The organism is Erwinia sp. AC075 (genome assembly GCF_979253995.1).
Window position 1 is genome coordinate 1,893,685 of the sequence record NZ_CEEDEU010000001.1, and the last position, 14,030, is coordinate 1,907,714.

The window sequence follows — 14,030 nt, forward strand, 5'->3', positions numbered from 1 at the left end:
TTTTTTGGCTTGAAATATCTCGGGCACAGTTTACTGATGTTGCGGCAAATCACCACACTGCTTTGTTACAGCGGATTATTCCCGGTCAATCTCTCGCCAGAGCTTTTCCACCACCCGCTGCGCCATCAGCGCCTGCTCTCCGGAGGTTTGCGGCATTGTCTGATTTTGTGCGCAGGCGATAAAGTGCTGCGCCGCGCCGGCAAAGCCTCGCTGCTCAAGGGTGGTTTGCCAGCCGGGTATCGGATCGATCACCAGCTTACCGGCCGTTTCCTGATGGAAATCGCGCATCTCATCGACCAGCAACAGGCTGCCATCGGTCACGGCACGCACCGATTCACGCTGGCTGCCGGCACGGCGATGCATGCTGGTGGTGATGTGAATGTCATCCTGGGAAAAATGGTGTTCGGCATACAGCATTTCGCCGGCATCGGTGGTCTGCAGGCTGCCGCTCTGCAGTTTCCCTCTGCCGCCGCTCAGCCACAATGCGGTGTCGACCACATGCAGGTAGTCGTCCAGCAGCGTGAAAAACAGATCGTGTGGCCCCACGCTGTCACTGCGGTGCTTATCCATGCGCAGCGACGCCAGGCTGCCAAGATGATCCTTCAGCTGCAGATAACGCGGCGCAAAGCGACGGTTAAAGGCCACCATCAGCTTGCGTCCCCGTCGGTGAGCCAGTTCGACCAACTGTTCCGCCTCGCTGAGTTTCGCTGCCAGCGGTTTATCGACGCAGACATCCACATCCGCCATCAGCAGTTCTTTAACAATGCTGAAGTGGCTGGCGGTTGAGGTATGCACAAAGACCGCATCGCTGGCTGCCGCCACCTCAGCCACGCTGCCCATCAGAGGAATGCGATAGCTGTCGCAAATCACCCGTGCTTTTTGCTGATTGGGTGAGAACGCGCCGGCAATCTCCCAGCCGGCGGTTTGCGTGACCACCGGCAACCACGCCTTTTGCGCGATGCCACCGAGACCAATAATGCCCACTTTCAATGCCGTCATCTCAGTCTTCCCCGGTTAGTCGTGCCAGAACCTGCTTAATCTCAGCCATTTCTCTTTCCAGCTCGGCGACACGTTCACGCAGGTCGTCATTTTCCTGTGAGACGTCGTTTGACGCTAAGGCGGCCTCATCGACTTCGCCACTGAACAGATGCATAAAGCGGCTTTCACGCTTGCCGGGCTCACGCGCTAATCTGACCACAAACGGGCCGTCTTCACGCGAAGCCAGCGCCTGCAGCGCCTGTTCCACTTCGGCCATATCGGCAAACTCATGCAGGCGCGTGCTGCGGATGCGCAACTCGCCAGGCGTTTGCGCGCCGCGCAGCAATAAGGTGGCGATCAGCGCCAGTTCACCCGCCGTAAATTTCAGCTGACCAAACTCGGAATTACAAAAACGGTGTTCGTATTTCACTACCCGCTGACCAGAACCGCTTTGCGGGGTGGCCAGATGCTTTTTCACCAGCATATCCAGCGTGTCCTGCACGCTAACTTCACTCAGCGACAGCACCGGCTCACGGTTGGATTTTTGATTACAGGCCGTCACTACGCCATTCAGTGACATCGGATATTGATCGGGCGTGGTGACCTGCTTTTCCAGCAGGCAGCCAATAATGCGGGCCTCTACGGCCGAAAGGTGAATTTTCATTAAGTTATCCGCGACGTTCAGGTGTCCATTCTTTGGCGGTCAGCGCAGTCAGCACGTGATCCTGCCAGCGTCCATCAATCAGTAAATACGCTTTGGCATAGCCTTCTTTTTCAAAACCCAGCCGGGCCAGCAAATCGCCGCTGCGTTGGTTATGCGGCATATAGTTGGCCATAATGCGGTGCATGCGCTGCTGGCGCTGCATATAGCGGATCGCAGACTGCAGGGCTTCAAACATCATCCCCTGCCCTTGCCATTTCTCGCCCAGCGAATAGCCCAGATAACAGGCATGAAATGAGCCGCGCACCACGTTGCTGAAATTTGCCACGCCACGCACTTCATTCTCTTCAGGATCCATCACCACAAAATAGAACGCATTGCCCTGTTTATGCATTTCGGCAATCAGGCCCAGACGCGCCTGCCAGCCAGACGGATAACAGTGGCTTTCATCACGGATCGGTTCCCAGGGTTTCAGGAAAGCCCGGTTTTCAGCATAGTAATCCGCCAGACGCCAGGCATCGCGTTCATGAACAAGACGAACCACCAGCCTGTCTGTAGTCAGGCGGACTTTCGGGGCAGCGGAACGATAGCCAAACATCTTCTCTCCTGATCCGGCCGATAAAGGATTTAAGCGGGTCAACCCGCACAGCAGAACTGCATAGCCTGGGCCAGATGGCCGACATTTTCTGCGCTTACAAACCACTATAACCGCCAGGGCAGTGACCGGTAAAATAATGCGCATAAAATTTCCGAAAATCTCTTTTGCACAAGTAATGTCCGGTCGCAGTTTGCCCTGTGCTGGGATCTCTTCCATACTTCCCTAATGCATTCAAATGATTGATGGCGGCCCGCCCGCCGTCACCGCTGTAAGGAGGCGTTCTTGAAACTTTATATCTACGATCACTGCCCGTTCTGTGTAAAAGCCCGCATGATTTTCGGCCTGAAAAATCTGCCAGTCGAACTGGTGGTGATGCTGAGCGACGATGAAGCCTTGCCGAAGAAGCTGATTGGGCAAAAGATGGCGCCTATCCTGATGAAAGAAGATGGCAGCTGCATGCCGGAAAGCCTGGATATCGTGCATTACATTGATAATAAGGATCGCGAGCCGCTGGTGACCGGTAAAACCAATCCGGCGATTTCTGACTGGCTGCGCCACATCAACAGCTATCTGAATAAGCTGTTGCTGCCACGCATTGCTGAGGCACCGTTTGCTGAATTCGCTACGCCGGAAGCCCGCCGCTATTTCAAAGAGAAGAAAGAAGCGAATCTGGGCAGTTTCGCCGAGCTCAAGCTGCATGCCGAAGGCTACATCAAGAACGTGAACGACGACTTACGTAAGCTGGATAAGCTGATTGTGAAAGCCAATGCGGTCAACGGTGAGCTGTCGATGGATGATATTCATCTGTTCCCGGTGCTGCGTTCGCTGTCGCTGATCGCAGGCGTGGAGTACCCAAGCCGCGTGGCGGACTACCGTGACAATATGGCCAAACAGACGCAGGTCACGCTGTTGTCCTCGATCGCGTCCTGATTTTCCAAGGGCCACATTCGTGGCCCTGCTGCATTTCCTCACACTTTTTTTCCTTTCCGTTTACCCTTTGTCCTGGTGACTCCATTGCCATTGTCGGGCACTCTATTGCCTCACGTCAGAAGGGTTGCTGACGATTTGTAGACAGAGGATAACCATGAACAAAGCATTTTTCGGGCTATGCGCCCTGCTGCTGGTGGGTTTACTGACCGGCTGTAATCAACTGACGCAGTACAGCATCAGTGAACAGGAAGTGAACCAGGCGCTGGCAAAACACAATAACTACGAGAAGCAGATTGGCGTGGCCGGTCTGGTCGATGCCCACATTGTGCTGACCGATCTCAGCAGCCAGATTGGCCGCGCAGAGCCGAATAAGGTGACTCTTTCAGGCAACGCGAAGGTCAACATCAGTTCGCTGTTCGGCCCACAGCAGGCGAACATGACCTTGACGATGAAAGCGCAGCCATTCTTTGATAAAGAGCAAGGCGCCATCTTCCTGAAGGATATGGAACTGGTCGACGTTCAGGTCCAGCCTGAAAAGATGCAGGGCATTCTGAAAACCCTGACGCCTTACCTGAACCAATCGCTGAAAGATTACTTTAATCAGAAACCGGCTTATGTGCTGAGCACCGATCGCAGCAAGGCCGAGTCGCTGGCCAAACGCTTCGCCAAAGGGCTGGAAGTGAAGCCAGGCGAGCTGATTATCCCTTTCGTTAGCCAGTAATCCTGCCGTTTCAGCACGCGCTGTGCCCTTTGTCGGCTCAGCGCAGGCTGAAACGCTAATTTCCTCCCGCTGCACACAAAGCAGGTGCATTCGCCTGCCTTTATCCCTATGCTTAGTACCCGGCTAAATCGCCAACCCGATTTCACTTCTGCCGGAGCAGCAAAATGACCGCACAACCTCAGCAACTTATCATTCGCCGTCCTGACGACTGGCATATTCATCTGCGTGACGATGAGATGCTGAAAACCGTGCTGCCCTTTACCAGCGAGGTCAATGGCCGGGCGATTGTGATGCCGAACCTGGTGCCACCGGTCACCAGCGTTGCTGCCGCCATTGCTTACCGCAATCGTATTCTGGATGCCATCCCTGACGGGCATCACTTCACCCCACTGATGACCTGCTATCTGACCGATTCACTGGATGCGGATGAAGTGGAAAAAGGCTTCACCGAAGGCGTGTTTACCGCCGCCAAGCTGTATCCGGCACATGCGACCACGAACTCCAGCCACGGCGTGACCAATATCGCCAGCATCGCCACCGTGCTGGAGCGTATGCAAAAGATCGGTATGCCGTTGTTGATCCACGGTGAAGTGACCGCCGCCACGATCGATATCTTCGATCGTGAAGCGCGCTTTATTGAAACGGTGATGGAGCCGCTGCGTAAGCAGTACCCGGAGCTGAAAGTGGTGTTTGAGCATATCACCACCAAAGAAGCGGCTGCCTATGTCGAGGAAGGCAATCGTTTCCTCGCCGCGACCATTACCCCACAGCATCTGATGTTTAACCGTAACCATATGCTGGTTGGCGGCGTTCGCCCGCATCTGTATTGCCTGCCGATCCTCAAAAGGAATGTGCATCAGGAAGCGTTACGTAAGGTGGTGGCAACCGGAAACGATCGCTTCTTCCTGGGAACCGACACCGCGCCACACCTGCGGCATCTGAAAGAAGCCAGCTGTGGCTGTGCCGGTGTGTTCAACGCCCCGTCTTCTCTGCCGGCTTATGCCACGGTGTTTGAAGAGATGAATGCGCTGCAACATTTCGAAGCCTTCTGCTCTGAAAACGGCCCACGTTTCTATGGCCTGCCGCTGAACGAAGGCACCATTACGCTGGTTCGCAAGCCGTGGAAAGTCGCTGACAGTATTGCCCTTGGCGAGCACACGCTGGTGCCTTTCCTTGCCGGTGAAACCCTGAACTGGACCGTCGAGCTGTAATCCAATCGAACGCCCTGCATTAAATGATTGCCTCCCGTGAGATTACTGTATATATTTACAGTATCTTATTCGGAGGCTTTTATGCGTATTGAAGTCACTGTAGCAAAAACCACTTCTCTTCCTGCTGGCGCAATTGATGCGCTCTCTTCTGAGTTGGTTAAACGTATCGACAAACAGTTCCCTGAATCCAGCAACAGCGTTTCGGTTCGCTATGCGGGAGGAAATAATCTGACGGTGATGGGCGGTGGCAAAGAGGCCAAAGATCGCATCACTGAAATTCTGCAGGAAACCTGGGAAAGTGCCGACGACTGGTTTATTACCGACTAGCGCTTTTCTCTCCTTTTTTGCCGTTGTTTGCCGGGTTTCGCCATCCGGCTTTTTTATCTTTTTTGCGCATTATTTGTTCATTGCACCCGCTTATATAAAATCTTTAATCAAACTCTCTTCTCCTTTCGCCATAAATTTTCCGCCTGCGAGAATTAAAATCCCTGTTATAATTACTTTGCTCTATGAAAAAAAGCCGCATTGAACCTCGATAAATCACTTCGTTGTCATCATTAACACGAGTAATAAGGGGGTTATAATGGACAGAAACAAAGACGTAATCCAGACACATCCCCTCATTGGGTGGGATATCAGTACTGTAGATTCTTACGATGCCATGATGATCCGTCTTCATTCACTAACGTCAAACGAGCAGCAGAATGAAGACGCGGAAGTAGGTCAGACTTACTGGTTAACCACTGATGTTGCCAGGCAATTTATCTCCATTCTCGAAGCTGGCATAGCGAAGATTGAAGCAACAGACTACGTAGATCGCGATTATAAAAAGCATTAAATCCTGTTGGTTTACTCTCTAAGGCACCCTAAGGGTGCCTTTTTCATTCCTGCTACATTTTGCTATCCTGCACGGATTGCCTGATCAACAAAGGAACCGGTGCAGATGGTTTACGATTTAATTGTGGTGGGAAGTGGATCGGTAGGTGCCGCCGCCGGCTGGTATGCAACGCAGGCCGGCCTGAAAGTGCTGATGATTGACCGCGCGCATCCGCCGCACAGCGAGGGTAGCCACCACGGTGAGTCTCGCCTGATCCGCCATGCTTATGGTGAGGGTGCCCGCTACGTCCCAATGGTTTTACGCGCGCAACAGCTGTGGGATGAGCTGGAAACCGCCTGTGGTGAACGCATTATGCACCGCAGCGGTATCATCAATCTGGCCCCGGAAACCTCTGAATTTATTCGTAACGTCAGCCAGAGCGCGCAAGCCTTCTCCCTGAACGTTGAAACCCTGAGCGGTGAGCAGGTGATGGCTCGCTGGCCGCAGATAACGGTTCCCGATGGCTATACCGGCATTTTTGAACCGCAGTCCGGTTACCTGAAATCTGAAGTGGCGGTCCGCCAGCTGATCCGCCTGGCGCGCGAAGCGGGTTGTGCCCAGCTGTTCAACTGCGGCGTCGACGCGCTGGAAGAGCGTGATGGATTGCAGCATGTGCATACGGCAGATGGCACCTACAGTGGCCGTAAGCTTCTGCTGAGCGCCGGCACCTGGGTAAAAACCTTGCTACCCGAGTTGCCCATCGCGCCAGTAAGAAAGGTGTTCGCCTGGCATCAGGCCGATGGCCGCTACAGTGAAAATAATAAATTCCCGGCTTTTACCTGCGAAATGCCGGACGGCAGTCATTTTTACGGTTTCCCGGCGGATAATAACGCACTTAAAATTGGCCGTCATGACGGCGGGCAGCTGATTAGCGCACCTGAAGAACGTAAACCCTTTGGATCGGTAAAAGAAGATGGCAGCGAACTGTTTTCTTTCATTCGCCATTTCCTGCCGGGTGTTGGCGTTTGTCTGCGCGGCGAAGCCTGTACCTATGATAATACGGTGGATGAAGACTTTATTATCGACACGCTTCCCGGCTCGCCCGATCGGCTTATTATTAGCGGGTTAAGCGGCCACGGATTTAAATTTGCCAGCGTATTAGGTGAGATTGCCGCTGGGTTTGCGCAAGGGAAAAATACCGAATTTGATTTATCGCCCTTCTCGCTTTCGCGCTTTAAATAATTTTTTCAGGCAATAAAAAAACCGGGTCAGGCCCGGTTTTTTATTGTCTGGCTTATCGCTTAACGCGTCGCGTCAGCCTCTTTCTTCTGCTGACGAAGACGTAGCTTCTTCACCAGCGAGTGTGCCTCGGCTTCGGTGGCCACCGCAGGCGCAGATCCTGACAGCGGTTTACGGGCGGTTTCACGCAGCGTAAACACCGTCAGCACCCCAATCACACCAGCACCCATCAGATAGTAGGCCGGCATCATCAGATTATGCGTTTTCTCCACCAGCCAGGTGGTGATCAGCGGTGTGGTGCCGCCAAACAGTGAAACGGACAGGTTGAAGCCGATGGCCAGCGCGCTGTAGCGGATATCGGTAGCGAACAGCGCCGGTAAGGTCGCCGGCATCGAGCCGCTGAAACAGGTATGGATCACCCCAAGGATAATCAGACCGAGGAACACCAGGTAAAGATTGCCGGTGCCAATCATCATCATGCAGGGGATCGCCATCACAATCAGCCCGATTGCGCCAGCCCAGATCACCGGACGACGGCCCAGACGGTCATTCCAGTGTCCCCAGAACAGCGTCAGCGGCATCATCACAAACATCACCACCAGGATCAGCAACAGGCTGCTGATTTCGCTCAGGCCGAGGATACCGGTCAGGTAGCTTGGCATATAGGAGGTCAGCATGTAGTTCGACACGTTGAACAGCAGCACCAGGCCGATACATTTCAGCATCTGCTTACGATACTTGCTCAGCATCTGCCACAGGGTCAGACGGGGTTTGCTCTGCTCAAGGGCTTCCTGCTTCTCCATATGCTTCTGGAACGCCGGCGTTTCTTCCAGCTTCAGGCGGATATACAGACCAAACAGGCCTAACGGCGCGGCGATAAAGAACGGGATACGCCAGCCCCAGTCCAGCAAGGTCTGTTGCGGCATAGCAACGGTCAGGATGGTGACCAGTCCGGCGCCCAGCAGATAGCCGCCCAGGGTACCAAATTCGAGAAAACTGCCCATAAACCCGCGACGGTTATCGGTGGAGTATTCGGCAATAAAGGTCGCCGCACCGCCGTATTCGCCACCGGTTGAGAAGCCCTGCAGCAGACGAGCGGCCAGCAGCAGGATTGGCGCGAGAATGCCTATCGAGGCATAGGACGGAATGATGCCGATACAAAAGGTACCGATAGACATCATGATCATGGTGATCGCCAGCACTTTCTGACGGCCGATTTTGTCACCCAGCGGGCCAAACACCAGTCCACCAATCGGACGAACCAGGAAGGCTGCCGCAAAGGCACCAAAGGTTGCCAGCAGCTGCGCCGAAGCGTCACCGCCCGGGAAGAAGACTTTCCCCAGGGTGACTGCCAGGTAGCTGTAGACACCGAAATCGAACCATTCCATGGCATTACCCAGGGCTGCGGCGCCCACCGCGCGTTTAAGCATGTCGCCATCAACAATGGTGATGTCGTCTACGGTCAGCTCTTTCGGCTTCTTATGCCGTGAGAAAAGCTTCTTAAGCTTGTTATTTGAATCTGATGCAGTGCTCATACGGTCTCCGGAGTGACTGAATGTAGAGAGCAGCGTCATAGCTTTCGTTGCCGGGATGGAAGTAATGAAGGGAAAGAAAGCTATAAAGCAGCGGGATAAGACGATGATTTACACATAAACAACATCTCTTTACGGTAACTGACTCTATACGACAGACCGGATTTTTTCAAGTTTGTGACCGTTATCGCTGAATTTATCCTCAAAAACCATACAGACCTCCAGAGAAATGCCGATTCTCAGACATCTGCGCCAGAGTCCGCAGGCAGGATGCTGGCATTCTCTATTCATTTACATTACGCCTTAAGCAGACACATCAAAAATTATTACCTATTTTAGGGCGTAATATTGACGAAAAGTGACAAAACACTGACGAATACTTAATTTACCATCAAATAAACAGACATTAAAAACTTCACTTCGCCCCACAACCAATCCCACATAAATAAGCCACATAACGCTAAACCAACCTTCTTAAAACCAAATTTAATGATAATAATCCGATTTAAAATTCAATATTTTTGAATGATAATCACTATTTGTTTACTACGGGTAATTAGTTGTTGATTTTATGTTTCGGATTATCCAGTCTTGGCAAAAATTGATTGCAGGATGTAAGCATGCGCTGGAAAAACACCCCCACCCGCTTTGGCACCGTCAGCGTAATGCTGCACTGGCTGGTGGCCATTGCCCTCTACGGCATGTTTGCGCTCGGCCTGTGGATGGTCACTCTCGGCTATTACGACAGCTGGTATCACCCTGCCCCGGAATTGCACAAAAGCATTGGCATCACCCTGTTTGCCGTCATGGTGTTGCGGGTCATCTGGCGATTCATCTCCCCGCCGCCAAAGCCGTTAAGCAGTTACTCCGCACTGACCCGTGTGAGCGCCGTTGCGGTGCATCTGCTGCTGTACGGCATCCTGTTCGCCATTTTTATCAGCGGCTATTTGATTTCAACCGCCGATGGCAAACCGATTGAGGTCTTTGGCGTGCTCTCCGTACCGGCCACGCTGGAAGGCTTTGGCGAGCAGGCCGACCTGGCCGGCGATATTCACCTGTGGCTGGCCTGGAGCGTGGTGATCCTCTCCGCTCTGCATGGTCTGGCCGCCCTGAAACACCATTTTGTCGATCGCGACAGTACATTGAAGCGGATGCTGGGTAGCCGCGTTGATTAACCTCTGAAAGGAACAGAACTATGTTGAAGAAAAGCCTGTTAGCACTGACCACTGCCGCACTGCTGGCGAGTGCGGCAAACGCCTCAGCCGCTGACTATAAAATTGATAAACAGGGGCAACATGCCTTTGTGCAGTTCCGCATTCAGCACCTTGGCTATAGCTGGCTGTACGGCACGTTCAGAGACTTTGACGGCAGCTTCACGTTTGATGAAGCCGATCCGTCGAAAGATAAGGTCAATGTGACCATCAATACCAACAGTGTCGACACTAACCATGCGGAACGCGATAAGCATCTGCGCAGCGCGGAATTCCTTAACGTGGCGAAATTCGCTCAGGCGACCTTTGTCTCAACGGGTGTGAAAAAGGATGGCGACGAGCTGGATATTACCGGCAACCTGACGCTGAACGGGGTGACTAAACCGGTGACGCTGGAAGCGAAAAAGCTGGGTGAAGGCAAGGATCCGTGGGGAGGTTATCGTGCGGGCTTTGAAGCCGAAACCAAAATTGCGTTGAAAGATTTCAACATTAAAACCGATCTGGGGCCAGCCTCACAGGACGTGCAGCTGATGATCTCGGTAGAAGGGATCCGTCAGTAACTGACGTATAACCACCCGGCCGGATGTCTGACACCCGGCCGGAGGGTATTACTCTGCTGAGGGGATTTTCAGCGTCATCGTGAGCTTGCCACGTGACTTATTGAACACCTTATTGCCATTTTCACGGCCAGCACGGCGGGCGCGCTGCTCTTCAGGCGTTAATGCCAACTCTTCCATGCAGATTGGGCTACAGCATTCTTTATACTGCTCGGCACAGCTGGCGCACTGGATAAACAGCAAATGGCAGCCATCGTTTTTGCAATTGACGTGAGTGTCACAGGCGGCACCGCACTGGTGACAGTGAGCAATCACATCGTCAGAAATGCGTTCACCCATCCGCTCATCAAAGACAAAGTTCTTGCCCTTAAAGCGTACCGGCAAGCCCTGCTCACGCGCACGACGGGCATATTCAATAATGCCGCCTTCAACGTGATAGACGTTTTCAAAGCCGTTATGACGCATCCACGCACTGGCTTTCTCACAACGGATCCCGCCGGTGCAATACATGACGATTTTTTTCTCTTTATCGTCTTTCAGCATCTCAACCGCCATCGGCAGCTGATCGCGGAAGGTATCGGCCGGGATTTCCATCGCGTTGTCAAAATGCCCCACTTCGTATTCGTAGTGGTTACGCATATCAACAAACACCGCATCCGGATCGTCGAGCATCGCGTTAACTTCGTTGGCCTTCAAATAGCCGCCAATATCGCTGGCATCGAAGGTATCATCGGTAATGCCGTCGGCGACAATGCGCTCGCGCACTTTCAGGCGTAATACCCAAAACGATTTTCCGTCGTCATCCAGCGCGATATTCATGCGCAGATTATCCAGCGCCGGATGGAAAGCATACAGCATCGCTTTCATCGTCTCGTACTGGCTGGCAGGCACGCTGATCTGGGCGTTAATCCCTTCACTGGCAACGTAAACGCGCCCAAAAACTTTCAGCTTAGTCAGCGCAACATACAGCGCATCGCGGAAGGCTTTGGCATCGTCGAGGGTAAAATATTTATAGAAAGAGACTGTGGTACGCGGTTCGCTTTCAGCCAACATCCGCGCGCGCAGCTCTTCATTGGAAACAAGGTTATGTAACACTGGCATGGTGTACGTTCCTGCGTTCAAGAGAGAAATTTTGCGGGCGCTATCATACCTGAATAGCAGAAAAATCAAACCGGAAACCGGTAAAAGCGGTGAAAAGGTCCGATGCCGATGTCTTGACGGCTTCAGGTAAAAGCATGGCCTGCTCAACGCCATAATAAAATTTGCCTATAGTTAGCCTTTGTCACTGACATTGTTAACCCACCGGAGAACCTGCATGAGCCAGCTTTTCAGTCCGATATCCCTCGGTAAGCTAACCCTCGAGAACCGCATCGCCATCGCACCAATGTGCCAGTATTCCGCCGACCACGGCAACGCAACCGCCTGGCACCGCATCCATCTTGGCCATCTGGCGCTTTCTGGTGCGGGCCTGTTGATCATTGAAGCCGCCGCGATTGAAGCCGCGGGCCGCATCACGCCGCAGGACTTAGGGTTGTGGAATGATGAAACTGAACAGGCGTTGGGTTCGGTGTTAAAAGACGTGCGTCAGCACTCCTCCATGCCGATTGGTATCCAGCTTGCCCACGCCGGACGTAAAGCCTCTACCGATGTGCCATGGCGTGGCGGCGGTTTCCTGCAGCCTGAAGCAGGCGGCTGGCAAACCTCTGCGCCTTCTGGCGTACCGTTTAATCAGACCGACGGCACGCCCGTGGCGTTGACCAAAGCGCGCATCGAAGAGATCAAACAGTCCTTTGTTGACAGTGCCATTCGCGCCGATCGGCTTGGCCTGGATTTGATTGAAGTCCACGCCGCACATGGCTATCTGTTGCATCAGTTCCTGTCGCCACTGTCGAACCAGCGTGATGATGTCTACGGTGGCTCGCTGGAAAACAGAATGCGCCTGACGCTTGAAATTTTCCGCGAAGTCCGCCGCGTCTTCCCGGCAAACAAACCGGTTGGGGTACGTATCTCCGCTACCGACTGGGTGGAAGGCGGTTGGGATGTGGAACAATCCATTGCGTTAAGTCAGGCGCTGGAGGCCGAAGGCTGCGCGTACATCCACGTGTCAAGCGGCGGCCTGTCACCGGCGCAGCAAATTAAAGTCGGGCCGAATTATCAGGTGCCTTTTGCCGCGGCGATCAAAAAAGCCGTCACGATCCCGGTTATTGCGGTGGGTATGATCACCGAGCCGGAACAGGCCGAAGCGGTGCTGGTTGAACAGCAGGCCGATATGGTCGCGCTGGCGCGCGGTATGCTCTACGATCCTCGCTGGCCATGGCACGCGGCGGCGAAACTCGGTGCGAAGGTGCATGCACCAGAGCAATACTGGCGCTGCGAGCCTCATGAAGTCAAAGGGCTGTTTAAGCAGTAAGCCTTATCGGGGTCGCTACAGCCTGTTTATGCTGCTGGCGACCCAAATCAACGTTACCACAGCGGGTTATTTCAATCTGTCCTTAAGAAATGGCACAATAGGCCATAATTAAAAGTTCTTGGGCAGCATAATACTGCCCTTTTTATGCGATCTGGACTCTCATGACTCAACTGCCTCAATTTACGCGCGCGTTGTTGCATCCTCGTTATTGGCATACCTGGTTGGGTATTGGCTTTCTGTACCTGCTGGTCCTGCTGCCTTACCCGGTCCTCTATTATATTGGCTGCGGCCTGGGACGCCTTTCAATGCGTTTCCTGCGTAAGCGCGTGAATATCGCTCACCGTAATCTGGAGCTGTGCTTTCCAACCATGCCGGAAGCAGAACGTGAAGCGATGGTGGTACGTAATTTTGAATCCGTTGGTATGGGACTGATTGAAACCGGCATGGCCTGGTTCTGGCCGAACTGGCGCATTAATAAGTGGTTCCACGTTAGCGGACTTGAACACATCGATAAGGCACACGAAGACGGCAAAGGCATTTTGCTGATTGGTATGCACTTCTTGACGCTGGAGCTGGGCGCCCGTATTTTCGGCATCCATAATCCCGGCATCGGCGTGTATCGTCCCAATGACAATGCGCTGCTGGACTGGTTACAGACCTGGGGCCGCATGCGTTCCAATAAAAGTATGCTGGATCGTAAAGACCTGAAAGGCATGATCCGCGCGCTAAAAAGCGGCGACATCATCTGGTACGCGCCGGATCACGATTACGGCCCGAAGAGCAGCGTGTTTGTGCCGTTCTTTGGCGTCGATAAGGCCGCTTCAACCAAAGGCAGCTATGTGCTTATCCGCAGCGGTCATCCAGCGGTAATTCCGTTTGTGCCACGCCGTTTGCCGCATGGCAAAGGCTATGAAATGGTGATCCTGCCGGAAGAGAAAGACATGCCGCTGGATGATGAAGCCGCCACGGCGGCCAGGATGAATCAGGTGATTGAACGCGGCGTGCTGATGGCACCGGAGCAATATATGTGGCTGCATCGCCGCTTTAAAACCCGTCCCGCCGGTGAATCCTCCCTTTATTAAATCTGGTGGGTCGCAGGGTTTTCCTCGCCTGCTACCCAACTGAAACCCTTTTTCAACGCTGTTTCTTTTCCTTATGCACCCCC

At 53.3% G+C, this 14,030-nt stretch carries 15 protein-coding genes; 10 read left to right on the forward strand and 5 right to left on the reverse strand.

Annotation, left to right across the window (positions count from 1 at the left end; translation table 11 throughout):
• Nucleotides 1–75 precede the first annotated feature (75 nt).
• Genes AC0IXH_RS08860 through rimJ form a run of 3 tightly spaced genes read right to left on the reverse strand, consistent with a single transcriptional unit; the run spans nt 76 to nt 2,237 of the window.
• Nucleotides 76–999 carry a Gfo/Idh/MocA family protein gene (locus tag AC0IXH_RS08860; RefSeq protein ID WP_013201654.1) on the reverse strand — a complete coding sequence of 308 codons (924 nt, stop codon included), beginning with the start codon at nt 997–999 and terminating at the stop codon, nt 76–78.
• Between the two features lies 1 nt (nt 1,000).
• The gene (locus tag AC0IXH_RS08865; RefSeq protein WP_471720341.1) at nt 1,001–1,642 is read right to left on the reverse strand and encodes a DUF480 domain-containing protein; all 642 of its coding nucleotides are present in this window, start codon (nt 1,640–1,642) and stop codon (nt 1,001–1,003) included.
• Between the two features lie 4 nt (nt 1,643–1,646).
• The gene (gene rimJ / locus AC0IXH_RS08870; protein ID WP_013201652.1) at nt 1,647–2,237 is read right to left on the reverse strand and encodes a ribosomal protein S5-alanine N-acetyltransferase; all 591 of its coding nucleotides are present in this window, start codon (nt 2,235–2,237) and stop codon (nt 1,647–1,649) included.
• Nucleotides 2,238–2,519: 282 nt separating this feature from the next.
• On the opposite strand from rimJ, the gene grxB reads away from it, so the two are divergent.
• From grxB to solA, 6 genes are all read left to right on the forward strand, one after another.
• On the forward strand, nt 2,520–3,167 hold the full coding sequence (grxB, locus tag AC0IXH_RS08875; RefSeq protein ID WP_013201651.1) for a glutaredoxin 2: 648 nt from the start codon (nt 2,520–2,522) through the stop codon (nt 3,165–3,167).
• A gap of 154 nt (nt 3,168–3,321) precedes the next feature.
• Nucleotides 3,322–3,888 (forward strand): lipoprotein, encoded by a 567-nt coding sequence (locus AC0IXH_RS08880; protein WP_013201650.1) that lies wholly within the window; start codon nt 3,322–3,324, stop codon nt 3,886–3,888.
• 164 nt (nt 3,889–4,052) lie between these two features.
• Nucleotides 4,053–5,099 carry a dihydroorotase gene (pyrC, locus tag AC0IXH_RS08885; protein WP_151037792.1) on the forward strand — a complete coding sequence of 349 codons (1,047 nt, stop codon included), beginning with the start codon at nt 4,053–4,055 and terminating at the stop codon, nt 5,097–5,099.
• 81 nt (nt 5,100–5,180) lie between these two features.
• Nucleotides 5,181–5,426: a DNA damage-inducible protein I gene (gene dinI / locus AC0IXH_RS08890; protein ID WP_013201648.1), complete on the forward strand. Its 246-nt coding sequence runs from the start codon at nt 5,181–5,183 to the stop codon at nt 5,424–5,426.
• Nucleotides 5,427–5,682: 256 nt separating this feature from the next.
• Nucleotides 5,683–5,937 carry a biofilm formation regulator BssS gene (bssS, locus tag AC0IXH_RS08895; RefSeq protein ID WP_013201647.1) on the forward strand — a complete coding sequence of 85 codons (255 nt, stop codon included), beginning with the start codon at nt 5,683–5,685 and terminating at the stop codon, nt 5,935–5,937.
• Nucleotides 5,938–6,042: 105 nt separating this feature from the next.
• Nucleotides 6,043–7,158: an N-methyl-L-tryptophan oxidase gene (solA, locus tag AC0IXH_RS08900; RefSeq protein ID WP_105759267.1), complete on the forward strand. Its 1,116-nt coding sequence runs from the start codon at nt 6,043–6,045 to the stop codon at nt 7,156–7,158.
• A gap of 59 nt (nt 7,159–7,217) precedes the next feature.
• Here solA and proP read toward each other — a convergent pair whose 3' ends face one another.
• On the reverse strand, nt 7,218–8,690 hold the full coding sequence (proP, locus tag AC0IXH_RS08905) for a glycine betaine/L-proline transporter ProP (RefSeq protein ID WP_013201645.1): 1,473 nt from the start codon (nt 8,688–8,690) through the stop codon (nt 7,218–7,220).
• A 617-nt stretch (nt 8,691–9,307) separates the two neighbouring features.
• On the opposite strand from proP, the gene AC0IXH_RS08910 reads away from it, so the two are divergent.
• Together AC0IXH_RS08910 and AC0IXH_RS08915 are read left to right on the forward strand one after the other, a co-directional pair.
• Nucleotides 9,308–9,862, forward strand: coding sequence for a cytochrome b (locus AC0IXH_RS08910; protein WP_105759269.1), 555 nt, complete (start codon nt 9,308–9,310; stop codon nt 9,860–9,862).
• A gap of 23 nt (nt 9,863–9,885) precedes the next feature.
• Nucleotides 9,886–10,458 (forward strand): YceI family protein, encoded by a 573-nt coding sequence (locus AC0IXH_RS08915; RefSeq protein ID WP_471721139.1) that lies wholly within the window; start codon nt 9,886–9,888, stop codon nt 10,456–10,458.
• A gap of 48 nt (nt 10,459–10,506) precedes the next feature.
• Here AC0IXH_RS08915 and trhO read toward each other — a convergent pair whose 3' ends face one another.
• Entirely contained in the window at nt 10,507–11,556 is a 1,050-nt protein-coding gene (gene trhO / locus AC0IXH_RS08920) for an oxygen-dependent tRNA uridine(34) hydroxylase TrhO (protein WP_134823874.1), read from the reverse strand.
• Between the two features lie 214 nt (nt 11,557–11,770).
• Between trhO and AC0IXH_RS08925 the strand changes: the two genes are divergently transcribed.
• On the forward strand, nt 11,771–12,865 hold the full coding sequence (locus AC0IXH_RS08925) for an NADH:flavin oxidoreductase/NADH oxidase (RefSeq protein ID WP_346566104.1): 1,095 nt from the start codon (nt 11,771–11,773) through the stop codon (nt 12,863–12,865).
• A 161-nt stretch (nt 12,866–13,026) separates the two neighbouring features.
• Nucleotides 13,027–13,947, forward strand: a complete 921-nt coding sequence (locus AC0IXH_RS08930) for a Kdo(2)-lipid IV(A) acyltransferase (protein ID WP_013201640.1) — start codon at nt 13,027–13,029, stop codon at nt 13,945–13,947.
• Nucleotides 13,948–14,030 lie beyond the last annotated feature (83 nt).

What these genes read in the sequence shown, in the direction of transcription:
- AC0IXH_RS08860 (WP_013201654.1), bottom strand. Translation starts at nt 999, where the DNA reads ATGACGGCATTGAAAGTGGGCATTATTGGTCTCGGTGGCATCGCGCAA.
- AC0IXH_RS08865 (WP_471720341.1), bottom strand. Translation starts at nt 1,642, where the DNA reads ATGAAAATTCACCTTTCGGCCGTAGAGGCCCGCATTATTGGCTGCCTG.
- rimJ (WP_013201652.1), bottom strand. Translation starts at nt 2,237, where the DNA reads ATGTTTGGCTATCGTTCCGCTGCCCCGAAAGTCCGCCTGACTACAGAC.
- AC0IXH_RS08880 (WP_013201650.1), top strand. Translation starts at nt 3,322, where the DNA reads ATGAACAAAGCATTTTTCGGGCTATGCGCCCTGCTGCTGGTGGGTTTA.
- pyrC (WP_151037792.1), top strand. Translation starts at nt 4,053, where the DNA reads ATGACCGCACAACCTCAGCAACTTATCATTCGCCGTCCTGACGACTGG.
- dinI (WP_013201648.1), top strand. Translation starts at nt 5,181, where the DNA reads ATGCGTATTGAAGTCACTGTAGCAAAAACCACTTCTCTTCCTGCTGGC.
- bssS (WP_013201647.1), top strand. Translation starts at nt 5,683, where the DNA reads ATGGACAGAAACAAAGACGTAATCCAGACACATCCCCTCATTGGGTGG.
- solA (WP_105759267.1), top strand. Translation starts at nt 6,043, where the DNA reads ATGGTTTACGATTTAATTGTGGTGGGAAGTGGATCGGTAGGTGCCGCC.
- proP (WP_013201645.1), bottom strand. Translation starts at nt 8,690, where the DNA reads ATGAGCACTGCATCAGATTCAAATAACAAGCTTAAGAAGCTTTTCTCA.
- AC0IXH_RS08910 (WP_105759269.1), top strand. Translation starts at nt 9,308, where the DNA reads ATGCGCTGGAAAAACACCCCCACCCGCTTTGGCACCGTCAGCGTAATG.
- trhO (WP_134823874.1), bottom strand. Translation starts at nt 11,556, where the DNA reads ATGCCAGTGTTACATAACCTTGTTTCCAATGAAGAGCTGCGCGCGCGG.
- AC0IXH_RS08925 (WP_346566104.1), top strand. Translation starts at nt 11,771, where the DNA reads ATGAGCCAGCTTTTCAGTCCGATATCCCTCGGTAAGCTAACCCTCGAG.
- AC0IXH_RS08930 (WP_013201640.1), top strand. Translation starts at nt 13,027, where the DNA reads ATGACTCAACTGCCTCAATTTACGCGCGCGTTGTTGCATCCTCGTTAT.